Below are 21042 nucleotides of genomic sequence, written 5' to 3'. Positions count from 1 at the left end.
CTTTTTGGGAGGGTTTCGATGACGACACCAAGTATGGAAGATTATATTGAACAGATTTATATGCTGATTGAAGAAAAAGGATATGCAAGGGTTTCTGATATCGCGGAAGCATTGGCAGTCCACCCCTCCTCTGTAACAAAAATGGTTCAAAAACTAGATAAAGACGAATATTTAATTTATGAAAAATATCGCGGTCTCGTGCTAACGTCTAAAGGAAAGAAAATAGGCAAACGGCTAGTATACAGACATGAATTGCTTGAGCAGTTTTTAAGAATCATTGGTGTTGATGAAGAGAAAATATATAACGATGTCGAAGGAATCGAGCATCATTTAAGCTGGAACAGCATTGATCGCATCGGTGATCTTGTTCAATATTTTGAAGAAGACGATGCGCGTAAAAAAGAGCTGAAATCAATCCAAAAGAAAACAGAACATCATAATCAGTAAAAAGGCGGGTCTCAAAGGAGGCCGCCTTTTTTTGATGAAATGCGCCCTGCTTCATTCATTGGTCTATTTCTTCGCGTTTTTTCTTAAAATGATAGTAAGCCATTGGATGGAGGGGGAGGGTATGGGATGTATATTGACGGTGTGTTTTCTGGCGGAGGGGTAAAAGGCGTGGCGCTTGCCGGCGCTTATGAAGCGCTTGAGGAAAAAGGCTTCCGCTTTGCACGGCTTGCCGGCACAAGCGCCGGCGCCGTTATTGCCGCTTTTATTGCATCAGGTTATTCAAGCAAGGAAATTCACGCTTTGATTGAAGAAGTGGACGGAGAGAGGCTGCTGGACCAGCGATACTCATTTCTCCCCTTAAAAATGCTCCAATGGGTGTCCATTTACTGGCGTTTGGGCTTGTTTAAAGGAGACACATTAGAAAAGTGGATCGCCGACCTTTTAAGAGCGAAAGGCGTACGCGTCTTTGGCGATTTGAAAAAAGGCTCTTTGCGGCTCATCGCTTCGGATCTGACAAACGGTACAATGATCGTGCTGCCGGACGACTTGGTCCGCTACGGGTTAAATCCGGATATGTTTCCGGTTGCCAGAGCGGTAAGAATGAGCTGCAGCATTCCCTATTTTTTTGAACCAATAAAATTAAAAACAGATACAGGAACTGCCACCGTAGTGGATGGGGGCGTTTTAAGCAATTTTCCCATATGGCTGTTTTCTAAAGAAAGAAAACGACCTGTTATCGGGGTGACGCTTGCGCCGAATGAAAGGGAGCGGCCGAAAAAAAATATCGGAAACGCTTTCGAACTGTTTGGCGCTCTGTTTGAAACGATGAAGGATGCGCATGACGCAAGACATATTGCGTCACGCTATGAGCAAAATATCATTTTTCTTCCGGTTGACAACGTGATGGCGACCGAATTTCATTTAACACAACAAAAAAAACTAGCTCTGATTGAGCTAGGTAAAAGTCGGACAGAGCAGTTTTTAAAGCAGTGGACCTATTAAAAAAGCGCTCTGTTTTTCTTTTTATTTTTTTTCCCTTCTATGACAGTCAGCTGCGTCTGGCTTTTTTTCTTGAGAATCATCGGCTTAGGTTTGCTGGCGCTCGGAACGCTTCGCAGATGGCTCACCCGTCCTTTATGCCCGGCGCGGTGCTTTGCTTTTTGTTCTTTCAGCCGGCGCCGCGATTGTTTGGCCGCTTTTTTAAAAGCCGCTCCTTCACTGCCAGTATTTCGCTTCATTACATATTTCACAATAAAATAAATAATGATACCTGCCAAGATGACGGTTATCGCCATTTTTGCCATTTCTCCGGGATTGGTTACCAGCACATAGAGGAAACCGAACGCTCCCAGCGCAATTAATACAGCAATAATAGGTTGTACACGATGATTCATAACTGTCCACCTCCGAAAGTAATAGCAGGGCAACGGATATTAGATGACGTTGTGAGAAGGCTGCTCTTTTTGTTCAGATCTTTCTTCGAGTCTGAGAAGCTCGTTAAAGCTTTCGATTGCAACTTCAACTTGGTCATCCTTAGGTTCTTTAGTCGTTAACAGCTGAAGCCAGAGGCCCGGGTACCCGAGACATTTCAAACCGGGAATATCACGCACTTTATTTGTCAGCTGCAGCACTTCAAAGGAAATCCCAAGTACAACCGGTATGAGAGCGACACGATCTATAACACGCAACCAAAGCGGATCTGTTGGAACAAGCAAGTATACAAACATACCGACAATAATGGTAAATAAAATAAAGCTGGACCCGCAGCGGTAATGAAGCCGTGATTGATTTTGAACGTTCTCTACAGTAATTGGCAAATTCTGTTCATAACAGTTTATGACCTTATGTTCGGCTCCATGATATTGAAACACTCTTTTAATCAGCGGTGTCATGGATAAAAAATAAATATAACCGAGCAGCAAAATCAATTTGAATAGACTTTCAACTGCGATTTGCGCTGTGTCCGATGGAAAAACCGGTCTTGTCAGTTCAGCTAAGAAAACAGGAACCAATGTAAATACGAATTTACTGAACAAAAATGATAAGACGCCGATCACTGCAAGGCTGAGATACATTGACAGCCCCGAGGCTTTTTTTTCTTCCTTAAGCGTCTCGTCCTCAGACGGATCAAGTCCGTAGCGTTCACTCGAGAAATTCAAATGCTTTGTGCCGTTAGCGCTCGCTTCAATAATAGCCGCGATCCCTCTTATAAATGGTATTTTTTTTACCCTGTTCAGCTTCGGATTGTGTTTCCGGGGAAGCTTGAAGAAATCAATGCTTCCGTCTGTTCTTCGTATGGCCGTAACGTAATTGTGTTTTCCGCCAAACATAACGCCTTCCACAACCGCCTGCCCGCCGTAAGCGGGCGGAATTTTATGTTTTGACATATTCATCAACCTGCCTATTTCTTTAGGATTGCTAACTATTTCCTTTCACTCTATTGTACAGGAAACAGCGCGAAACCTCTAGATTGACGGGCTGAAAATTTGCCAGAGCCTTGCTTTTTCTACATGCAGTATACCCGTTATTTTCAAATTTTACTCGCTGCTGTCAAAATGTGTGAGCTTTTTTATTGACATTTCATTTTTTGGGCACACTTTAACAAGGAGGTGGCCGTTATGACAAGTGAAAAAAATACAGATCAAAACGAACAAACAAAAGAGGATCAGGGACCGCCTGTGCCAATGGGCGCCAGGGTAGCGGCGACGGGTTTTTGCGGAGGCGTATTATGGAGTTTCGTCGGTTATATCGCCTACTTATTTCATTTTTCCGAAATCAGCCCCAATATGATATTGCAGCCGTTTGTACTCGGAGAGTGGAAGAAACATGGTTTAGGAACGATTATCAGCATCATTGTGATTGGCATCATTTCGATTGGCGGGGCGTTTCTTTATTATCTTCTCTTGAAACGCTTGAAAACGATGTGGCCTGGTATGTTATACGGCTTGCTGCTTTGGCTGCTCGTGTTTTTTGTGTTTAATCCGATTTTCCAGGATGTGCGCGCTGTAACTGAATTGAAATCAGATACGATTATTACAACAATTTGCATCTATCTGCTTTACGGGCTGTTTGTCGGATATTCAATTTCATTTGAATATAATGAGCTGAACTCGGAAAAGCTGGCACGTGCGCTGGGAACACAGAGAGAATAGTGTATTATCCTTTTTTGTTATGATAAAATGTTCACGAGAAGTGAACATTTTTTACATGAGAAACCCTCGCGAAAAGGAGAGAGCCATGTGCCTCATTTTTTGATTTTGAACGGCCCGAATGTCAATCGGCTGGGGAAGCGTGAGCCGGATGTATTTGGGCGTCACACACTGACAGATATTGAAACAGATCTTTTTCAATTTGCTGAAGCCTTACATATTCAGCTTACTTTTTTCCAGTCTAATCATGAAGGCGATTTGATAGACGCCATACACGAGGCTGAGGAACAATATGACGGAATTGTTTTGAATCCGGGCGCGCTGAGCCATTACAGCTATGCAATCAGGGATGCTGTTTCAAGCATCAGCCCTCCTGTGGTTGAGGTGCATTTATCAAATTTATACGCCAGAGAAGAATTCAGGCATCAGTCAGTGATCGCTCCTGTTGCGAAAGGGCAGATTGTCGGCCTCGGATCTGAAGGCTACAAGCTTGCTGTTCGCTATTTATTAAGCCGGCAAGGGGGAGAATAAAGATGAAACTTGAGAAATTAAGAAACTTGTTCGAACAGCTGGGGATAGACGGAATGCTGATTACAAGCAGCATCAATTTGCAATATATGACCGGTTTTACAGGGTCAGCGGGCTTAGCTGTCATATCCGGAGACAGGGCTGCGTTTATTACAGATTTCCGTTATACGGAGCAGGCGAAGGTTCAGGTAAAGGGCTTTGAAATCATTGAGCACGGCGGCAGCCTGATTCAAACCACTGCCGACACAATTGAAAAGTTCGGCATCAAACGCCTCGGTTTTGAACAAAACAGTATGACCTACGGCACATACGCGTCCTACAACGCGGTTGTCAGTGAGGCTGAATTAGTGCCTGTGGCTGAATCCGTGGAAAAGTTGCGCTTGATTAAGTCTAATGAAGAGATTAAGATATTAGAGGAAGCTGCGAAGATTGCAGATGATGCTTTCAGCCATATCTTGACGTTTATGAAACCCGGCATTTCTGAAATAGCTGTTGCCAATGAATTGGAGTTTTATATGAGAAGCCAAGGAGCGGACAGCTCTTCTTTTGATATGATTGTCGCCTCGGGCCTTCGGTCAAGCCTTCCCCATGGAGTGGCAAGTGACAAACTGATTGAAAGCGGGGATCTTGTTACGCTGGATTTTGGCGCTTACTATAAAGGATATTGTTCTGACATTACCCGAACGGTCGCTGTAGGCCAGCCTAGTGATCAATTGAAAGAAATTTATCAGGTCGTATTTGATGCTCAGGCACTCGGCGTCGAACATATTAAGCCGGGCATGACAGGCAAAGAGGCTGACGCCCTGACTAGGGATCATATCGCTGCAAAAGGCTACGGCGAGTACTTCGGCCATTCAACCGGGCATGGGCTCGGCATGGAAGTTCATGAGTCGCCGGGGCTGTCAGTCAGATCTTCAGCTATTCTTGAACCGGGCATGGTGGTTACAGTGGAGCCGGGCATTTACATACCAGAAACAGGCGGTGTCCGAATTGAAGATGACATCGTGATGACAGAAAACGGCAACCGGACAATTACCCATTCCCCAAAAGAACTCATTATTTTGTGATTGGAATATAGGAGGACATTAAACATGATTTCAGTAAACGATTTCCGTACAGGATTAACAATCGAAGTGGATGGCGGCATTTGGCGCGTCGTTGACTTCCAGCACGTAAAACCGGGTAAAGGTGCGGCATTTGTCCGTTCTAAACTTCGCAACCTGCGTACTGGCGCGATTCAGGAAAAAACATTCCGTGCTGGTGAAAAAGTGGCAAAAGCGCAAATCGAAACAAAAACAATGCAATACTTATATGCAAACGGAGACCAGCACGTATTCATGGATACAAGTTCTTATGAACAGCTTGAACTGAGTGAAACTCAAATTGAAGAGGAATTAAAATATCTGCTTGAAAATATGTCTGTACACATCATGATGTACCAAGATGAAACACTCGGTATCGAACTTCCGAACACGGTTGAGCTGAAAGTGGTAGAGACTGAACCTGGTATTAAAGGTGATACGGCATCAGGCGGTACAAAACCTGCGAAAACCGAAACTGGTCTTGTTGTAAACGTGCCGTTCTTTGTCAATGAAGGCGACACTCTTGTAGTCAACACATCAGATGGTTCTTACGTTTCAAGAGCGTAAGGAGAAAAAAAAGGCCTGTTCCCAATTGGGAGCAGGCTTTTTTTGTGCGCAAAAACAGAATCTTTCTTTTATACGAAAATGGCTAGACTACTTCCGACAGCTAGAGCATATCATATAAAAAAATGGGAGGTTGGGAGAGTGCTATGAAATTTTTTCTTGGAAATATCAATTCTACTGTTTTGACAATGGCCGGATTGCGAGTTTTATCCTCCATGATTGAGCTGACGGCCGCGATTGTGATGCTTGTGACAAATGATGTCCGCAAAGCGGTTGTGGTCAACAGCATTCTTGCTATTGTCGGTCCGCTGATTTTTATCATCACCATGACTGTGGGAATCTACCAAATTGCCGGGCAGCTGTCATATGCAAAACTGATCTTGATTTTTACGGGTGTCGTGTTGATTTTAGCGGGTGTCCACAAATAAAGAGAGGCTTGTCATAAAGTCTGCCTCACATCATACATTTTAAAGAAGCCGATCGGTAGAAAGGAGGAGACTCTGTTGAATGAAATTGCTGACGTTCTCCCTGAATCCATGAAAAACGCCCTTTCTGAAATACCGGAACATCAATGGCTGGAAATCGAAGAAATCAGAATTCGGGTTAACCGCCCTGTTGAACTGATACGAAAAGGACAACCTCTTTTTTTGTCCTATGCGGGCACGGCCGAGGATGCCCACCTGATCCTCAGCCGGCTGAGCAATTATAGTATGTATACGCTCGAAGAAGAGCTGAAGAAAGGGTATGTCACCATCAGGGGCGGCCACAGAGTCGGACTTGCAGGCAGAGTCATTACAGAAAACGGAGGGGTGAAGGGCCTCCGTGACATTGCGTCTTTTAATATACGAATTGCCCGGCAAAAGCTTGGAATTGCAGAACCGCTGCTGCCTTATCTGCATCAAAACGGCTGGCTGAATACATTGATTATCGGTCCGCCGCAAACCGGCAAAACAACGCTGCTTCGTGATATTGCCAGACTTGCGAGCAGCGGCAAGAACCGCATTTCGCCCGTAAAGACAGGCATTGTCGATGAACGGTCGGAAATTGCCGGGTGCCTGCGCGGCATTCCGCAGCATCAATTCGGACAGAGAATTGACGTGTTAGATGCCTGTCCGAAGGCAGAAGGGCTGATGATGATGATCCGGTCAATGAGTCCCGAGGTGATAATTGTTGATGAAATCGGAAGAACGGAGGATACAGAAGCACTTCTCGAGGCGCTGCATGCCGGTGTTTCGGTCATCGTATCCGCGCATGGCTGGAGTATTTCTGATCTGATGAAGCGGCCTTCATTAAAGCGTCTGTGGGAAGAAAAAGCCTTTGACCGCTATTTGGAATTATCCAGAACGAAGGGGCCGGGCACGGTAAGCCGTATTTATGACAAAGACGGAAACGTGCTTTCTGGAACGAGGGACGTGAAAACATGCTGAAGCTGTTAGGCGCTGTATTCATTGTAGCTGCGACAACATGGACAGGTTTCGAGACGGCGAAAATTTATACAGAACGGCCAAGGCAAATTCGTCAGCTGCGCGCGGCGCTCCAATCCCTTGAGGCAGAAATTATGTACGGCCATACACCGCTTCACACCGCTTCGCAGCAGATCGCAAAACAGCTTGCACAGCCTGTTTCGGCTCTGTTTCTCAGTTTTAGCGAACAGCTGGAGAAAGGCAGTGATTCCGCTAAAACGGCATGGGAGCAAAGCTTAAAAAAAGTGTGGGACAACATGTCACTGAAAAAAGCCGAATATGATGTGCTGAAGCAGTTCGGCGAGACGCTTGGGATTCACGATCGAATCTCACAGCAAAAACATATCAAGCTGGCACTTACACACTTAGAGGCATCAGAAGCGGATGCTGAGCAGGCACAAGCGAAAAATGAAAAGATGATAAAAAGTTTAGGCTTTTTAGCGGGCTTGTTACTCATTCTTCTATTGATGTAAACGTGAGGGGAGCAAAAATAAAATGGGAGTAGACGTTAATGTCATTTTTCAAATCGCCGGAGTGGGAATCGTGGTCGCTTTTTTACACACGATTTTGGATCAGATGGGAAAAAAAGAATACGCCCAGTGGGTGACGCTGTTAGGTTTTATCTATATTTTATTTATGGTCGCCACCATTGTGGATGACCTCTTTAAAAAGATAAAAGCTGTGTTTTTATTTCAAGGATAGGGGGGCTTACAGATTGACATTGTTCAAATTGTAGGTTTAGGGCTGATCGCCACCTTCCTTTCTTTGATCGTAAAAGAACAAAAGCCGACATTTGCCTTTTTAATTGTCGTATTTGCCGGATGTGTTATTTTTCTCTATTTGGTAGATCAAATCTACGACATTATCAGAATGATTGAAAAAATAGCCGTTAACGCCAATGTCAACATGGTATATGTTGAAACGATTTTAAAGATTATCGGAATCGCCTATATTGCTGAATTCGGGGCGCAGCTCACCAAGGATGCCGGTCAAGGGGCCATCGCCTCGAAAATAGAATTGGCGGGGAAAATTCTGATTCTCGTTATGGCTGTTCCTATTTTAACCGTGATTATTGAAACGATTCTCGGACTTATACCTTCCATGTCATAACCGAAAGGAGGCGGCAGATTGAAGCGTTTTCGATGGGCGTTGGTTCTTGCGGTGCTGCTCGTATTCGGCTGCACAGAAATTGTACAAGCAGCAGACGACTCGGTCCAAACAGAAGAACATACCGAAACACCGGAGCAATTGGCTGAAAAAACGGCAGAGTCGCTTGAAACAGACAAGATCGGTGAATTTTGGAATGACATAATGACGGAGTACGGCGGGCTTCTGCCGGAAAGTCAAAAAGGAAGTTTGCTTGAGTTTATAAACGGCGATAAATCTTTTTCACCGCAAGAATGGCTGAAGGCTCTCTTTTCTTATTTGTTTCATGAAGTGCTTGCCAATGGAAAGCTTCTCGGCACGTTGATTTTGCTAACGATTTTTTGCGTCATTCTTCAGCTTCTGCAAAATGCATTTCAGCAAAGCACAGTCAGCAAGGTTGCCTACGCAATTGTTTATATGGTGCTGATTATCCTTGCACTGAACAGCTTTCATGTAGCGATCAATTATGCGACAGAGGCGATTCAGACGATGACCAGTTTTATTTTGGCTCTCATTCCTCTCCTGCTGGCGCTTTTGGCTTCCTCTGGAGGAGCTGTATCTGCGGCCTTCTTTCATCCTGTTATTCTCTTTCTAATGAATACGAGCGGTCTGCTGATTCAAAATATCGTCATGCCGCTGATTTTCTTATCAGCAATTCTGAGCATCGTCAGTACAATGACTGAACAATACAAAGTAACGCAGCTGTCCAATCTTCTCAGAAATATTGCCATCGGAGCGCTGGCAGTCTTTCTCACTGTGTTTCTCGGCGTCATTTCTGTGCAGGGTGCCTCGGCGGCAGTGACAGACGGCATTACGCTCAGGACGGCTAAGTTTATTACCGGCAACTTCATTCCTGTTCTTGGAAGAATGTTTACTGACGCAACGGATACGGTGATCAGCGCTTCCTTATTGCTGAAAAATACGGTAGGAATCCTAGGTGTCGCCATTTTGATTTGTATTGCGGCTTTCCCGGCAATCAAAGTGCTTTCTCTCGCTTTTATTTACAAGCTGGCAGCCGCGATTCTCCAGCCGCTCGGCGGCGGTCCGGTCATTACCTGTCTCGATGTCATCAGCAAAAGCGTCATTTATATTTTTGCGGCTCTCGCTATTGTGTCTCTCATGTTTTTTTTAAGCCTTACCGTCATTATTACTGCCGGAAACCTCACGATGATGATGAAATAAAGGAGGCTGACGGATGAGTTTTTTAACTGAATGGCTTACCAGCATCGTCTTATTTATCCTATTTGCAATCGTTATTGATATGCTGCTGCCGAGCTCCAGCATGCAAAAGTACGCAAAAATGGTAGTCAGCCTGCTGCTGATCGTCGTCATGCTTACTCCAATCTTTAAGCTTTTCAAAACAGACCCCGAAGTCATCTTTGAATACCTCACAAAAAACGGGCAATCGGAATCTGCCGAAATAAAAAATCAGATCAATTCAAAAAAAATAGAAATACAAGCTTCCCAGCGCGCATATATTTTAGAAGAAATGGCTGTCCAACTAAAAAAGAAAGCGGAGGAGATGTTCAGTCATGACGAATATAAAGTAGACCAAATCAAGATCACGGCAGGAGAAAAAGTAGATTCAGAAGAGGATATCAAAACAATCAGCGTGTATATGGCCCCGTCTTCTGAAAAAACGGTCCAAACGGTCGCGCCGATCGACATTAATACGGATCATGCATACGTCACGAAAGAAAAAGCGGAACAAAAAGAAGCTAAACAGATTGAGACAAAGCTTGCGGACATTTGGGAAATCGGCAGTGAGAAAATTACGGTTCATATGGAAGGCGGGGAGAGGATCGGCAATGAATAAAAACGGATTATGGAACGTATTGAAAAAGCAGTTTCTTCCGGGGCAATCGAAGGACGGCGAAAAACCGAAGCTGACCAAATATCATTACTTTCTGTTCGTTTTTGTTCTCGGCGTCTCTTTTATGCTTGTCAGCCAGCTCTTTTCTTCACCGGAGAAAACGGAAAACGCCCAGACCATAACAGCACCGGCATCAGCTGATTCGGCGGACAGCAAAGAGAAAACAGCTGAAGTGTTTAAAGCCTCTAAATCTGATGATCCTAAAAACTTTATTGGCGATTATGAAAAAGAATATGAAAACCAGCTGAAGGAAATTCTTGAAACCATTATCGGCGTGGAGGATGTCTCGGTTGTGGTCAATGTAGACGCAACGTCACTGAAGGTTTATGAAAAAAACAAATCAAGCAAAAATACAACAACTGAGGAAACAGACAAAGAAGGCGGAACTAGAAGTGTGACGGATCAAACATCAGAGGAAGAAATCGTCATGATCAGGAATGGGGATAAAGAAACCCCTGTTGTCGTTCAAACGAAAAAACCTGATATACGCGGTGTACTCGTTGTTGCTCAAGGAGTGGACAACGTTCAAATAAAACAAACCATTATTGAAGCGGTGACACGGGTCCTGGATGTTCCAAGCCACCGGGTTGCGGTTGCCCCTAAAAAAATAAAGGAGGATTCATAAATGCTCAAAAAACAAACCGTTTGGCTGTTAACAATGCTCAGTCTTGTTGTGGTGTTAAGTGTTTATTATATCATGTCGCCGGAAAGTAAAAACGCGGTGCAGATGCAAAGTGAAAAAAGCCCGTCAGACAGCGGTGAGGTAGCAACTGAAAAAACACCTGCCAAGGAAGACACAAAGGAAAAAAACGGTGCTGAAACAGAGAAAGAAGACGGAACAAAGGGTACGAAAGATTCTTCATCAGACAAAGAAACTTCCGCTGAAGCGAGTGAAAAAGGAACGGTTGTGACCGAAACCGCCGATGATGATCTCTTCACAACGTACCGCCTTGATTTAGAGGATGCCAGAAGCAAGGAAAGGGAAGAACTGAATGCGATCGTATCCAGCGACGATGCAACAGCAAAGGAAAAGAGCGAAGCATATGATAAAATGACAGCCCTTAGTGAAGCGGAAGGAACAGAAAAACAGCTTGAAACACTGATTAAAACACAAGGCTATGAAGATGCCCTCGTAAATGCGGAAGGAGACAAAATCAACATCACGGTCAAGTCTGACAAACACTCCAAATCTAAAGCTACAGCCATCATAGACCTTGTTGCCAAAGAAATTAAAACGATGAAAGACGTTGCTGTCACATTTGAGCCTTCCAAATAGTTAATGAACAACCGCCCGCCGAAACGCGGGCTTTTTGCATGCCAATCATATTAGAGTTGAATTCAAAAGTCCGCTCCTGTAAGATAAACATAGTATGTACTTTTAGTAGTAACCTATAAAAAAGAAATTTCAATACATAGGAGTGCGATGGAATGTTAAACATTAAAGAAATCCATGAGCTGATTAAAACAATTGACGAATCTTCAATTGATGAATTCGTATATGAAAATGAAGGTGTTTCCCTAAAACTGAAAAAACACGAAGCGGGTACTGTGCAAGTGATGCAGCAAGCACCGGCAGCACCTGTACAAGCAGCGGCTCCGCAAACGGCACAGCCTCAAGCGCAGCAAGCAGCGCCGGCACCTGCACAAGAGGCGCCGAAACAAGATGAAAACCTGCATCAAATCAAATCGCCGATGGTGGGAACATTTTATGCTTCTTCATCACCGGAAGCCGGTCCTTATGTAACTGCAGGCTCTAAAGTAAATGAAAACACAGTTGTCTGCATTGTGGAAGCAATGAAGCTATTCAACGAAATCGAAGCGGAAGTAAAAGGCGAAATCGTTGAAGTATTAGTTGAAAACGGCCAGCTGGTTGAGTATGGACAACCTCTATTTCTTGTAAAAGCAGAGTAAGGAGACTTAACATGATAAAAAAGCTATTGATCGCCAACAGAGGAGAAATTGCTGTCAGAATCATCAGAGCCTGCAAAGAGCTCGGCATTGAGACTGTCGCTGTTTATTCAGAAGCTGATAAAGATGCCCTGCATGTGCAAATGGCTGATGAGGCTTTTTGTATCGGACCGAAAGCATCAAAAGACAGCTATCTAAACGTTACAAATATCGTAAGTGTCGCCAAGCTTACCGGCACAGATGCTATCCATCCGGGATACGGATTTTTAGCTGAAAACGCCGACTTCGCGGAATTATGTGAAGAAGTGAATGTCACGTTTGTCGGACCTAGCGCTGAGGCCATTTCAAAAATGGGAACAAAAGACGTTGCGCGGGAGACGATGAAACAGGCGGGCGTGCCGATCGTTCCAGGTTCACAAGGAATTATAGAAAATGTGGAAGAAGCGGTTTCGCTGGCTAATGAAATTGGGTATCCTGTAATTATAAAAGCCACCGCAGGCGGAGGCGGAAAAGGAATCAGGGTTGCGCGCACCGAAGAGGAATTGATTAACGGCATTAAGATTACTCAGCAGGAAGCTGCAACTGCATTTGGAAATCCTGGAGTTTACATCGAAAAATACATAGAGGATTTTCGTCATGTTGAGATCCAAGTGCTTGCCGATAATTATGGAAATACCATTCATTTGGGCGAACGCGACTGCTCGATTCAAAGACGCCTTCAAAAGCTTTTGGAAGAATCACCATCTCCTGCGCTTGATTCAGAAATCAGAGAGCAGATGGGTGAAGCAGCGGTTAAGGCTGCAAAAGCAGTTGGCTACACAGGCGCGGGCACAGTTGAATTTATTTATGACTACAGAGAACAGCGCTACTACTTCATGGAAATGAACACAAGAATTCAAGTAGAGCATCCGGTCACAGAAATGGTGACAGGAACAGACCTGATTAAGGAACAAATCAGAGTCGCATCAGGAATGGAACTCAGCCTCAAACAAGAAGATGTTCTATTTGAAGGCTGGGCCATCGAATGCCGAATTAATGCGGAAAACCCAAGCAAAAATTTCATGCCGTCACCTGGTGAAATAAAAATGTATCTGCCGCCGGGCGGTTTAGGTGTCCGTGTAGATTCAGCCGCGTATCCGGGCTATACCATCCCTCCGTACTACGACAGCATGATTGCGAAAGTAATCACATACGGAAAAACGAGAGATGAAGCGGTTGCCCGCATGAAGCGCGCATTAAGCGAATTCGTCATCGAAGGCATAGAAACAACAATCCCGTTCCACATCAAACTGCTTGAACACGAAACATTTGTCAGCGGAGAGTTTAATACGAAGTTTTTAGAAACATATGATGTAATGGGCTCATAATTTTTACGGAGGTGAATTGAATGAAAGACAACAGCTTGCTTAAAATGGATCATGAAGACACGCATTTAGGTAAGGTTGAGATCGCGCCGGAAGTCATTGAGGTGATTGCCGGTATCGCAGCTTCAGAAGTTGACGGCATTGCTGAAATGCGCGGGAACTTTGCGACAGGCGTCGTCGAGCGCTTCGGCAAAGTAAACCACGGCAAAGGCGTAAAAGTCGACTTGGCGGATGACGGAATTACGATCGATGTCTACTGTGTTGTCGCATTCGGCGTTTCCATTCCGAAAGTCGCAGCGGCCGTTCAGGAAAACATTCGTCAAACCTTATTAAATATGACGTCTCTTTCAATTAACGAGATCAATATTCACATCGTCGGCATTCAATTTGACACAAAAGCCCAGGAAGTCGAAATCGACGAAGAAATGTAAATGGCTTAACAGAAAACCAAGGGGAGGGCGGCCCTTTGGTTTTTTTACACGTTACCCTTTATTTCAAAGCATGAAGAAAGCCGGCTCGAGGCAGCCGAGTTTCTTCATGATCGTGAAATCCGAATGATCATATGAAGGTGTGTAAAAATATTCGGTAATAGGGTCGAAAAACCTTGATTTCAATATGCGGATACGAAAAAAATATGTTATGATCTCTTTATGGCTTAACGACAAGCGGATAAAGAGGATCAAAGGAGAAAGAAAATGAAAAGAAGAACAGCAAGAGAAAAAGCTTTGCAGGCACTATTTCAAATTGATGTCAGCGATATTGCAGTGAATGAAGCCATTGAACACGCATTAGATGAAGAAAAGACAGATCCTTTCTTTGAAAAGCTTGTATACGGTGTACTTGAACACCAGGTTCAGCTGGATGAAATGATTTCGAAACATCTGGTGAATTGGAAGCTTGACCGGATTGCCAATGTTGACCGTGCTATTTTGCGTCTGGCAGCATACGAAATGGCATATGCCGAAGACATTCCGGTAAATGTCTCCATGAACGAAGCGATTGAGCTGGCGAAACGGTTTGGTGATGACAAAGCGACAAAATTTGTAAACGGGGTTCTTTCTAACATTAAATCTGATATTGAACAATCATAGGAGGAAAGAAAATGACTGCAACAATCATCGACGGAAAAGAAACGGCAAAAGAAAAACGCGAACAATTGGCAAAAGAGGTAGAAGAGCTTAAAAAGCAAGGCGTCACTCCCGGCCTGGCGGTTATTTTGATTGGAGATGACCCAGCTTCTCATTCTTACGTGCGGGGAAAGAAAAAAGCAGCAGAAACAATGGGCATGAATTTTAAGCTTGATCAATTCGACAGCAGCCTCACAGAAGCTGAACTGCTTTCGATTATTGACAAATACAATGAAGACCCTGAGTTTCACGGAATTCTCGTTCAGCTTCCGCTTCCAGACCATATTTCTGAAAAAGCGGTGATTGAACGTATTTCTCCTGATAAGGATGTAGACGGTTTTCATCCGTTAAATGTAGGGAAAATGCTGCTTGGCGAAGATACATTTCTTCCTTGCACGCCGCACGGAATTGTTGAGCTTTTGAAGAAAACCAATATTGACCTTTCCGGTAAAGAGGTTGTTGTAGTCGGCCGAAGCAATATTGTCGGTAAACCTGTCGGCCAGCTTTTATTAAATGAAAACGCGACAGTGACATACTGTCATTCAAGAACAAAAGATATATCTGAACATACGAAAAAAGCGGACATCCTGGTGGTGGCGGTCGGTAAAGCCAACTTCATCACTGCTGACCAGATGAAAGAAGGCGCCATCGTTATTGACGTCGGCGTTAACCGTTTGGAAAGCGGAAAGCTTTGCGGAGACGTTGAGTTTGAAGGTGCGAAGGAAAAAGCATCCTTTATTACACCTGTTCCGGGCGGAGTCGGTCCTATGACCATCACGATGCTTGCGCATAATACTGTTAAATCTGCGAAACGTACGTTATCATAGATCTTTGGAGATATTCAGAGACAGGCTAAAACCCTGCCTCTGGATAATGAGCACGATACCCGCTTCTTCAGGCTCCTTAAGCCAGAGCGGGTTTTCTTTAGTTATGGTGAAGGAATGCTTACGAGAGGAGTTTGAGACATGGGTGAAACAGCGTATGTTACTGTCTCGGCGCTGACAAAGTATATAAAACGAAAATTCGATGTAGATCCTCACCTTGAAAATATTTGGATTAAAGGCGAATTATCGAATGTAAAGATACACACGAGAGGCCATATTTACTTCACGTTAAAAGACGAAAACGCCCGGATGCAGTCGGTCATGTTCGCCAGACAGAGCGAGCGTCTTCCTTTTAAACCTGAAAACGGTATGAAAGTGCTGGTGAGAGGCGGAATTTCCGTATACGAACCGAGCGGAAACTATCAATTATATGCAAAAGAAATGCAGCCTGACGGGGTCGGAGCGCTTTATTTAGCGTATGAAGAATTAAAAAAGAAGCTAGCCGGAGAAGGTTTATTTGACGAACGCTACAAAAAACAAATCCCCGCATTTCCAGCCACAATCGGGGTTGTGACATCACCCACAGGTGCTGCTGTCAGAGATGTCATTACAACTCTAAAAAGAAGATATCCCCTTGTAAAAGTCATTGTTCTTCCAGCGCTCGTTCAGGGTGAAAATGCGAGCAGATCAATCGTTAGGCGCATTGAAGAGGCGAATGAAAAACAGGCGTGCGACGTATTAATTGTCGGAAGAGGCGGCGGATCGATTGAGGAACTGTGGGCGTTTAACGAAGAAATCGTAGCGCGTGCGATCTTTGCTTCCAACATACCGATCATTTCGGCAGTCGGGCATGAGACGGATTTTACCATCAGTGATTTTGTTGCGGATATCAGAGCGGCGACACCTACAGGAGCAGCTGAGATTGCAGTGCCCCATACCACTGATTTAATTGAACGGACGAAAACGGCGGAAGTCAGAATGACAAGAGCGATGCAGCAGCATCTCATCCAAAAAAAAGAACGGGTTCAAACACTTCAATCCTCATATGCATTTCGCTTTCCTAAGCGGCTGTTTGAGCAAAAAGAGCAGCAGTTTGACCTTGCATACCAGCAGTTTCAAGCTCAGCTTACCGCGCTGTTGGACCGGAAAAGCAGACAGCTTGAGCGCGAAACATACAGATTAGAGGCGCGGCATCCCCATGAACAGCTGAAACAGGCGAGAAAACGGTATGAGGATCAGACGAATCAGCTGAAAAAAAATATGAATATCCAAATGAAGCAGCTGCATTCTCAGTTTCAAACCGTTTTGGGCAAGCTGAACGCGCTAAGTCCCCTTCAAATTATGGAAAGAGGATACAGCTTGGCTTATAAAGAAGATGAACTCATAAAAAGCGTCAGTCAGATCGAAGAGAAAGACCAGCTTGAGGTAAAGCTGAAGGATGGCGTGCTGACCTGTGAAGTATTAAATAAGAGAGGGGAAGAAAAATGACAGACATGAAAAAAAATGAAAGCATGACGTTTGAAGAAGCGATGAAAGGCTTAGAAAGCATTGTATCAAAGCTTGAAGAAGGCGATGTGCCTCTGGAGCAAGCAATTAACTACTTTCAAGAAGGAATGGCTCTTTCAAAAATGTGCCATGAAAAGCTTCAAAAAGTAGAAAAGCAAATGGACTTCATTTTAAAAGAAGACGGCGAACTGGCACCTTTTAGTGTTCAGGAGGAAGACGAAGGTGACAAATAAATTAGCTAGCTTTCTGGCGGAGCGTAAAAAAGCGGTTGAAAAACAGCTCTTTGTATATACAGAAAACCTTAATATCCCGGATTCATTAAAAAAATCTATGCTGTATTCCCTTGAGGCCGGAGGGAAACGGCTGCGGCCTCTCATCGTGCTGGCGGTTTTGAATGCGTACGGAAAAAGTGAAAAAGACGGTATCCCAGTCGGGTGCGCTGTTGAAATGATTCACACGTATTCATTAATTCATGATGATCTGCCTTGCATGGATGATGATGATCTGCGCCGCGGAAAGCCGACAAACCATAAAGTATTTGGTGAAGCCACGGCTGTTTTAGCGGGAGACGGGCTGCTTACGGAAAGCTTTAAGCTGATTACATCCCATGTGTCAGACGAAGTATCCGCAGAAAAGCGGCTTCGTCTTGTGAATGAACTGATTTCAGCAGCGGGAACCGAGGGCATGGTCGGGGGGCAGATCGCCGATATGGAAGCAGAAAACCGTCAGGTCACGCTTGAAGAACTTGAATCCATTCATGAACGGAAAACAGCCAAACTGCTCGGTTTTGGCGTCATCGCCGGCGCTATTTTGGCGGATGCGCCTGAGGAAGAAATTGAAACATTGCGCGTCTTCAGCAGCCACATTGGAATCGGTTTTCAAATCCGAGACGACATTTTAGATGTAGAAGGCAGTGAAGAGAAAATCGGCAAACGTGTCGGCTCGGATACAACGAACGACAAATCGACTTATCCGTCACTTCTGTCACTGGAAGGGGCCAAAAAGAAATTGGACGGTCACATAAAAGAAGCAAAGCGCTTGATCGACGGGCTCTCCCTTCAAAAAGACCTTTTGCATGAGCTTTGTGATTTAATTGCGGCAAGAGACCACTAAAACGATCCTTATTTGAAGCGGCTGCACGACATATGGTAAAATGTAAGCAGTTTCGATGAAAATCAAAAGGAAGAGCGCGTTTGTCTTTTTTTATGCCTGAGAAATGATCTGAGTTCAGCTCGGCATTTAAGACATATATCAATGCAGAAATTCATGCTGAAAGTGAGTTGATCCGCTTTGGATCTTTTATCAATACAGGACCCGTCGTTTTTAAAAAACATGTCCATTGATGAATTAGAGAAATTAAGTGATGAAATCCGTCAGTTTCTGATTACGACTTTATCGGCTTCTGGCGGTCACATTGGCCCTAATTTGGGTGTCGTTGAGCTTACCGTTGCATTGCATAAGGAATTTAACAGCCCGAAAGACAAGTTTTTGTGGGATGTAGGCCATCAGTCTTATGTCCATAAGCTGCTGACGGGCCGGGGAAAAGAATTTGAGACCCTTCGTCAGTATAAAGGGCTTTGCGGATTCCCGAAGCGGAGCGAAAGCGAACATGACGTATGGGAAACCGGTCACAGCTCAACTTCCTTGTCAGGTGCGATGGGGATGGCGGCCGCTCGCGATATTAAAGGAACGGATGAGTTTATCATTCCGATTATCGGTGATGGTGCGCTGACCGGCGGAATGGCGCTTGAAGCGCTGAACCATATCGGTGACGAGAAAAAAGACATGATTGTTATCCTCAATGATAATGAAATGAGTATCGCTCCGAATGTCGGTGCTATTCATTCCATGCTCGGACGGCTGCGAACAGCCGGGAAATACCAATGGGTGAAAGATGAGCTTGAATACCTGTTTAAGAAGATTCCGGCTGTTGGGGGCAAGCTTGCCGCCACGGCAGAACGTGTCAAAGACAGCCTGAAGTATATGCTTGTCTCAGGCATGTTTTTCGAGGAACTCGGATTTACTTATTTAGGCCCTGTGGACGGACACTCTTATCATGAGCTGATTGAGAATCTTCAATACGCTAAAAAAACAAAAGGCCCTGTCCTTCTGCATGTGATCACCAAAAAAGGAAAAGGGTACAAACCTGCTGAAACCGATACGACCGGTACGTGGCACGGAACCGGCCCATATAAAATTAATACAGGTGACTTTGTAAAACCAAAAGCCGCAGCGCCTGCATGGAGCAGCCTTGTCAGCGGCACAGTACAGCGAATGGCACGTGAGGACGGGCGAATCGTGGCGATAACACCGGCAATGCCTGTCGGTTCGAAGCTTGAAGGCTTTGCGCAGGAATTTCCTGACCGAATGTTCGATGTCGGAATTGCAGAGCAGCATGCCGCTACAATGGCCGCCGCTATGGCATTACAAGGGATGAAGCCGTTTCTGGCTATCTATTCAACGTTCCTGCAGCGTGCATATGACCAGGTTGTTCATGACATCTGCCGTCAAAACGCCAATGTGTTTATTGGAATTGACCGTGCCGGATTAGTCGGTGCAGATGGCGAGACGCATCAAGGCGTATTTGATATCGCATTTATGCGCCACATTCCAAATATGGTCTTAATGATGCCAAAGGATGAAAATGAAGGGCAGCATATGGTTCATACAGCGCTCAGCTATGACGACGGTCCGATCGCCATGCGTTTTCCGCGCGGAAACGGCCTCGGCGTCAAAATGGATGAACAGCTTAAAACGATCCCAATCGGCACGTGGGAGGTGCTGCGTCCGGGTAGCGACGCGGTCATCTTAACATTTGGAACAACAATTGAAATGGCGCTTGAAGCTGCTGAAGAGCTGCAAAAAGAAGGCCTTTCCGTACGCGTCGTCAACGCGCGATTCATTAAGCCGATTGATGAAAAGATGATGAAGGATATACTAAATGAAGGCTTGCCGATTCTAACGATTGAAGAAGCGGTCTTAGAAGGCGGATTCGGAAGCGCGGTTTTAGAATTCGCTCATGATCAGGGAATGTATCATACGCCGATCGACAGAATGGGCATACCGGATCGATTTATAGAACATGGTAGCGTAACGGCGCTTCTTGAAGAAATAGGATTAACGAAACAGCAGGTGGCAGACCGAATTCGATTGCTGGCACCGCCGAAGACACATAAAGGAATTGGATCATGACGGCTAAGAAAGAACGATTAGATGTATTACTAGTGGAAAGAGGGCTTGCGGAAACGCGGGAAAAAGCGAAACGGGCCATTATGGCAGGGATCGTGTATTCGAATGAAAACCGCTTGGACAAGCCTGGAGAAAAAATTGACCGCGAGCTTCCGTTGACCATCAAAGGAAACCCGCTGAAATATGTGAGCAGAGGCGGCTTAAAGCTTGAAAAAGCGCTGAAAGAATTTCCTGTCTCTGTTCAGGACAAAATTATGATTGATATCGGTTCCTCCACCGGCGGCTTTACAGACTGTGCTCTGCAAAACGGCGCAAAACAGTCGTACGCGGTGGATGTAGGCTATAATCAGCTTGCGTGGAAGCTAAGACAGGACGAACGCGTCGTCGTGATGGAACGCACGAATTTCCGTTATGCGACTCCGGCAGACTTCACAAAAGGCATGCCGGAGTTTGCTACGATTGATGTATCCTTTATTTCACTTCGGCTGATCCTGCCCGTTTTAAAAACATTGCTTGTACCGGGCAGCGATTGTATTGCGCTTGTCAAGCCTCAGTTTGAAGCAGGCCGGGAATCTGTCGGCAAAAAAGGCATTGTCAGAGATCCGAAGGTGCATGCGGATGTTCTGCGGCGTATGATCAGTTTTTCGGCTGGCGAGGGCTATATCTGCAAAGGCCTGTCATTTTCTCCAATTACGGGAGGAGACGGAAATATTGAATTTCTCCTTCATTTGCACTGGCTGGGAGAAGGTCAAGAAGGTGCAGGTTTGTCTGAGGAGGAAATCAGCCGTATAGTGGAAGAAGCACATAAGACGTTAAAAGAAAAAAAAGCAGATGTACCGGAATAATAGGGCGCTATTATTCCTTTTTTCTGC

Annotated in this window: 27 protein-coding genes; 25 read left to right on the top strand and 2 right to left on the bottom strand. The window is 44.8% G+C overall.

Annotation, left to right across the window (positions count from 1 at the left end):
• Positions 1-18: 18 nt before the first annotated feature.
• On the top strand, positions 19-447 hold the full coding sequence (mntR, locus tag CJU60_RS06345; protein ID WP_010334908.1) for a transcriptional regulator MntR: 429 nt from the start codon (positions 19-21) through the stop codon (positions 445-447).
• 126 nt (positions 448-573) lie between these two features.
• Positions 574-1449, top strand: coding sequence for a patatin-like phospholipase family protein (locus tag CJU60_RS06340; RefSeq protein WP_024122028.1), 876 nt, complete (start codon positions 574-576; stop codon positions 1447-1449).
• On the opposite strand, the gene CJU60_RS06335 is transcribed toward CJU60_RS06340, so the two are convergent.
• Together CJU60_RS06335 and CJU60_RS06330 are read right to left on the bottom strand one after the other, a co-directional pair.
• A complete protein-coding gene (locus CJU60_RS06335; RefSeq protein WP_044154629.1) occupies positions 1446-1841 on the bottom strand; it encodes an SA1362 family protein in 396 nt (131 codons plus the stop codon). The genes CJU60_RS06340 and CJU60_RS06335 overlap by 4 nt on opposite strands.
• A 39-nt stretch (positions 1842-1880) precedes the next feature.
• A complete protein-coding gene (locus CJU60_RS06330) occupies positions 1881-2834 on the bottom strand; it encodes a DUF1385 domain-containing protein (protein ID WP_095713264.1) in 954 nt (317 codons plus the stop codon).
• Between the two features lie 231 nt (positions 2835-3065).
• On the opposite strand from CJU60_RS06330, the gene CJU60_RS06325 reads away from it, so the two are divergent.
• The 23 genes from CJU60_RS06325 to CJU60_RS06215 all read left to right on the top strand — a co-directional run bounded on the left by CJU60_RS06325 (position 3066) and on the right by CJU60_RS06215 (position 21015).
• Positions 3066-3599: a YqhR family membrane protein gene (locus tag CJU60_RS06325; RefSeq protein ID WP_024122025.1), complete on the top strand. Its 534-nt coding sequence runs from the start codon at positions 3066-3068 to the stop codon at positions 3597-3599.
• A gap of 87 nt (positions 3600-3686) precedes the next feature.
• Entirely contained in the window at positions 3687-4127 is a 441-nt protein-coding gene (gene aroQ, locus CJU60_RS06320; protein ID WP_024122024.1) for a type II 3-dehydroquinate dehydratase, read from the top strand.
• 2 nt (positions 4128-4129) lie between these two features.
• Positions 4130-5191 carry an aminopeptidase PapA gene (papA, locus tag CJU60_RS06315; protein ID WP_095713263.1) on the top strand — a complete coding sequence of 354 codons (1062 nt, stop codon included), beginning with the start codon at positions 4130-4132 and terminating at the stop codon, positions 5189-5191.
• A gap of 24 nt (positions 5192-5215) precedes the next feature.
• The gene (efp, locus tag CJU60_RS06310; RefSeq protein ID WP_024122022.1) at positions 5216-5773 is read left to right on the top strand and encodes an elongation factor P; all 558 of its coding nucleotides are present in this window, start codon (positions 5216-5218) and stop codon (positions 5771-5773) included.
• 143 nt (positions 5774-5916) lie between these two features.
• The gene (locus CJU60_RS06305) at positions 5917-6198 is read left to right on the top strand and encodes a YqhV family protein (RefSeq protein ID WP_010334901.1); all 282 of its coding nucleotides are present in this window, start codon (positions 5917-5919) and stop codon (positions 6196-6198) included.
• Between the two features lie 75 nt (positions 6199-6273).
• A complete protein-coding gene (gene spoIIIAA, locus CJU60_RS06300) occupies positions 6274-7197 on the top strand; it encodes a stage III sporulation protein AA (RefSeq protein ID WP_095713262.1) in 924 nt (307 codons plus the stop codon).
• A complete protein-coding gene (gene spoIIIAB, locus CJU60_RS06295; protein ID WP_024122020.1) occupies positions 7191-7706 on the top strand; it encodes a stage III sporulation protein SpoIIIAB in 516 nt (171 codons plus the stop codon). Before spoIIIAA ends, spoIIIAB begins: the two co-directional genes overlap by 7 nt.
• A gap of 22 nt (positions 7707-7728) precedes the next feature.
• Positions 7729-7935, top strand: coding sequence for a stage III sporulation protein AC (gene spoIIIAC / locus CJU60_RS06290; RefSeq protein ID WP_003153142.1), 207 nt, complete (start codon positions 7729-7731; stop codon positions 7933-7935).
• Positions 7936-7947: 12 nt separating this feature from the next.
• Positions 7948-8343 (top strand): stage III sporulation protein AD, encoded by a 396-nt coding sequence (spoIIIAD, locus tag CJU60_RS06285; protein WP_081638335.1) that lies wholly within the window; start codon positions 7948-7950, stop codon positions 8341-8343.
• An 18-nt stretch (positions 8344-8361) separates the two neighbouring features.
• Positions 8362-9561, top strand: a complete 1200-nt coding sequence (gene spoIIIAE, locus CJU60_RS06280) for a stage III sporulation protein AE (RefSeq protein ID WP_069487194.1) — start codon at positions 8362-8364, stop codon at positions 9559-9561.
• Between the two features lie 13 nt (positions 9562-9574).
• Positions 9575-10195, top strand: a complete 621-nt coding sequence (gene spoIIIAF / locus CJU60_RS06275; RefSeq protein WP_044154638.1) for a stage III sporulation protein AF — start codon at positions 9575-9577, stop codon at positions 10193-10195.
• Positions 10188-10877 (top strand): stage III sporulation protein AG, encoded by a 690-nt coding sequence (spoIIIAG, locus tag CJU60_RS06270; RefSeq protein WP_095713261.1) that lies wholly within the window; start codon positions 10188-10190, stop codon positions 10875-10877. Before spoIIIAF ends, spoIIIAG begins: the two co-directional genes overlap by 8 nt.
• Positions 10878-11528: a stage III sporulation ratchet engulfment protein SpoIIIAH gene (spoIIIAH, locus tag CJU60_RS06265; protein ID WP_024122016.1), complete on the top strand. Its 651-nt coding sequence runs from the start codon at positions 10878-10880 to the stop codon at positions 11526-11528.
• Between the two features lie 152 nt (positions 11529-11680).
• Entirely contained in the window at positions 11681-12163 is a 483-nt protein-coding gene (accB, locus tag CJU60_RS06260) for an acetyl-CoA carboxylase biotin carboxyl carrier protein (RefSeq protein ID WP_024122015.1), read from the top strand.
• Between the two features lie 11 nt (positions 12164-12174).
• On the top strand, positions 12175-13527 hold the full coding sequence (accC, locus tag CJU60_RS06255; RefSeq protein WP_044154640.1) for an acetyl-CoA carboxylase biotin carboxylase subunit: 1353 nt from the start codon (positions 12175-12177) through the stop codon (positions 13525-13527).
• 20 nt (positions 13528-13547) lie between these two features.
• A complete protein-coding gene (gene yqhY, locus CJU60_RS06250; protein ID WP_024122014.1) occupies positions 13548-13955 on the top strand; it encodes a fatty acid biosynthesis protein YqhY in 408 nt (135 codons plus the stop codon).
• Positions 13956-14219: 264 nt separating this feature from the next.
• Positions 14220-14615 carry a transcription antitermination factor NusB gene (nusB, locus tag CJU60_RS06245; RefSeq protein ID WP_024122013.1) on the top strand — a complete coding sequence of 132 codons (396 nt, stop codon included), beginning with the start codon at positions 14220-14222 and terminating at the stop codon, positions 14613-14615.
• Between the two features lie 11 nt (positions 14616-14626).
• The gene (folD, locus tag CJU60_RS06240) at positions 14627-15478 is read left to right on the top strand and encodes a bifunctional methylenetetrahydrofolate dehydrogenase/methenyltetrahydrofolate cyclohydrolase FolD (protein WP_024122012.1); all 852 of its coding nucleotides are present in this window, start codon (positions 14627-14629) and stop codon (positions 15476-15478) included.
• Between the two features lie 138 nt (positions 15479-15616).
• A complete protein-coding gene (gene xseA / locus CJU60_RS06235) occupies positions 15617-16963 on the top strand; it encodes an exodeoxyribonuclease VII large subunit (RefSeq protein WP_095713260.1) in 1347 nt (448 codons plus the stop codon).
• Positions 16960-17214 (top strand): exodeoxyribonuclease VII small subunit, encoded by a 255-nt coding sequence (locus tag CJU60_RS06230; protein ID WP_024122010.1) that lies wholly within the window; start codon positions 16960-16962, stop codon positions 17212-17214. The genes xseA and CJU60_RS06230 overlap by 4 nt, the downstream gene beginning before the upstream one ends.
• Positions 17204-18094, top strand: a complete 891-nt coding sequence (locus CJU60_RS06225) for a polyprenyl synthetase family protein (RefSeq protein ID WP_095713259.1) — start codon at positions 17204-17206, stop codon at positions 18092-18094. The genes CJU60_RS06230 and CJU60_RS06225 overlap by 11 nt, the downstream gene beginning before the upstream one ends.
• A 177-nt stretch (positions 18095-18271) precedes the next feature.
• Complete coding sequence (gene dxs / locus CJU60_RS06220; RefSeq protein WP_024122007.1) at positions 18272-20173, top strand: 1-deoxy-D-xylulose-5-phosphate synthase; 1902 nt, start codon at positions 18272-18274, stop codon at positions 20171-20173.
• Entirely contained in the window at positions 20170-21015 is an 846-nt protein-coding gene (locus CJU60_RS06215) for a TlyA family RNA methyltransferase (protein ID WP_095713258.1), read from the top strand. Before dxs ends, CJU60_RS06215 begins: the two co-directional genes overlap by 4 nt.
• The last annotated feature ends 27 nt before the right edge of the window (positions 21016-21042 follow it).

It is taken from the genome of Bacillus sp. 7705b (assembly GCF_002289525.1).
GTDB classification, from domain to species: domain Bacteria; phylum Bacillota; class Bacilli; order Bacillales; family Bacillaceae; genus Bacillus; species Bacillus halotolerans.
Note: the sequence above shows the minus strand (reverse complement) of the source record. Positions and strands in the feature narration are given on the sequence as shown.

What these genes read in the sequence shown, in the direction of transcription:
- CJU60_RS06335 (WP_044154629.1), bottom strand. Translation starts at nt 1,841, where the DNA reads ATGAATCATCGTGTACAACCTATTATTGCTGTATTAATTGCGCTGGGA.
- spoIIIAB (WP_024122020.1), top strand. Translation starts at nt 7,191, where the DNA reads ATGCTGAAGCTGTTAGGCGCTGTATTCATTGTAGCTGCGACAACATGG.
- spoIIIAC (WP_003153142.1), top strand. Translation starts at nt 7,729, where the DNA reads ATGGGAGTAGACGTTAATGTCATTTTTCAAATCGCCGGAGTGGGAATC.
- CJU60_RS06215 (WP_095713258.1), top strand. Translation starts at nt 20,170, where the DNA reads ATGACGGCTAAGAAAGAACGATTAGATGTATTACTAGTGGAAAGAGGG.
- CJU60_RS06305 (WP_010334901.1), top strand. Translation starts at nt 5,917, where the DNA reads ATGAAATTTTTTCTTGGAAATATCAATTCTACTGTTTTGACAATGGCC.
- accC (WP_044154640.1), top strand. Translation starts at nt 12,175, where the DNA reads ATGATAAAAAAGCTATTGATCGCCAACAGAGGAGAAATTGCTGTCAGA.
- accB (WP_024122015.1), top strand. Translation starts at nt 11,681, where the DNA reads ATGTTAAACATTAAAGAAATCCATGAGCTGATTAAAACAATTGACGAA.
- efp (WP_024122022.1), top strand. Translation starts at nt 5,216, where the DNA reads ATGATTTCAGTAAACGATTTCCGTACAGGATTAACAATCGAAGTGGAT.
- xseA (WP_095713260.1), top strand. Translation starts at nt 15,617, where the DNA reads ATGGGTGAAACAGCGTATGTTACTGTCTCGGCGCTGACAAAGTATATA.
- CJU60_RS06330 (WP_095713264.1), bottom strand. Translation starts at nt 2,834, where the DNA reads ATGTCAAAACATAAAATTCCGCCCGCTTACGGCGGGCAGGCGGTTGTG.
- mntR (WP_010334908.1), top strand. Translation starts at nt 19, where the DNA reads ATGACGACACCAAGTATGGAAGATTATATTGAACAGATTTATATGCTG.
- spoIIIAF (WP_044154638.1), top strand. Translation starts at nt 9,575, where the DNA reads ATGAGTTTTTTAACTGAATGGCTTACCAGCATCGTCTTATTTATCCTA.
- papA (WP_095713263.1), top strand. Translation starts at nt 4,130, where the DNA reads ATGAAACTTGAGAAATTAAGAAACTTGTTCGAACAGCTGGGGATAGAC.
- spoIIIAG (WP_095713261.1), top strand. Translation starts at nt 10,188, where the DNA reads ATGAATAAAAACGGATTATGGAACGTATTGAAAAAGCAGTTTCTTCCG.
- CJU60_RS06325 (WP_024122025.1), top strand. Translation starts at nt 3,066, where the DNA reads ATGACAAGTGAAAAAAATACAGATCAAAACGAACAAACAAAAGAGGAT.
- nusB (WP_024122013.1), top strand. Translation starts at nt 14,220, where the DNA reads ATGAAAAGAAGAACAGCAAGAGAAAAAGCTTTGCAGGCACTATTTCAA.
- CJU60_RS06340 (WP_024122028.1), top strand. Translation starts at nt 574, where the DNA reads ATGTATATTGACGGTGTGTTTTCTGGCGGAGGGGTAAAAGGCGTGGCG.
- CJU60_RS06230 (WP_024122010.1), top strand. Translation starts at nt 16,960, where the DNA reads ATGACAGACATGAAAAAAAATGAAAGCATGACGTTTGAAGAAGCGATG.
- spoIIIAH (WP_024122016.1), top strand. Translation starts at nt 10,878, where the DNA reads ATGCTCAAAAAACAAACCGTTTGGCTGTTAACAATGCTCAGTCTTGTT.
- folD (WP_024122012.1), top strand. Translation starts at nt 14,627, where the DNA reads ATGACTGCAACAATCATCGACGGAAAAGAAACGGCAAAAGAAAAACGC.
- yqhY (WP_024122014.1), top strand. Translation starts at nt 13,548, where the DNA reads ATGAAAGACAACAGCTTGCTTAAAATGGATCATGAAGACACGCATTTA.